The organism is Geobacillus sp. ZGt-1 (genome assembly GCF_001026865.1).
Classification (GTDB): domain Bacteria; phylum Bacillota; class Bacilli; order Bacillales; family Anoxybacillaceae; genus Geobacillus; species Geobacillus thermoleovorans.
Window position 1 is genome coordinate 1 of sequence record NZ_LDPD01000048.1, and the last position, 822, is coordinate 822.

Genomic DNA, 822 nt, shown 5'->3' on the forward strand with positions numbered 1-822 from the left:
AGTACGTCGTCGTCGACCCGAAACCAGGTGATCTACCCATGTCCAGGGTGAAGGCCGGGTAACACCGGCTGGAGGCCCGAACCCACGCACGTTGAAAAGTGCGGGGATGAGGTGTGGGTAGGGGTGAAATGCCAATCGAACTTGGAGATAGCTGGTTCTCCCCGAAATAGCTTTAGGGCTAGCCTCGGGTTTGAGAGTCTTGGAGGTAGAGCACTGATTGGGCTAGGGGCCCCAAACGGGTTACCGAACCCAGTCAAACTCCGAATGCCAACGACTTATGCCCGGGAGTCAGACCGCGAGTGATAAGATCCGTGGTCGAGAGGGGAACAGCCCAGACCGCCAGCTAAGGCCCCGAAGTGCACGTTCAGTGGAAAAGGATGTGGAGTTGCCGAGACAACCAGGATGTTGGCTTAGAAGCAGCCACCATTTAAAGAGTGCGTAATAGCTCACTGGTCGAGTGACTCTGCGCCGAAAATGTACCGGGGCTAAACGTGCCGCCGAAGCTGCGGGATGACCGTTGGTCATCGGTAGGGGAGCGTTCTAAGGGCAGAGAAGCCAGACCGGAAGGACTGGTGGAGCGCTTAGAAGTGAGAATGCCGGTATGAGTAGCGAAAACAGAGGTGAGAATCCTCTGCGCCGAAAGCCTAAGGGTTCCTGAGGAAGGTTCGTCCGCTCAGGGTTAGTCGGGACCTAAGCCGAGGCCGAAAGGCGTAGGTGATGGACAACAGGTTGAGATTCCTGTACCACCTTCTTCCCGTTTGAGCGATGGGGGGACGCAGGAGGATAGGGCGAGCAGGCGGCTGGAAGAGCCTGTCCAAGCCG

The 822-nt window shown here is 57.4% G+C and carries 1 rRNA gene; it reads left to right on the forward strand.

Annotated features, from left to right (window positions below):
• Window positions 1-822 (forward strand): 23S ribosomal RNA (locus VU18_RS15395); the annotation flags it as partial.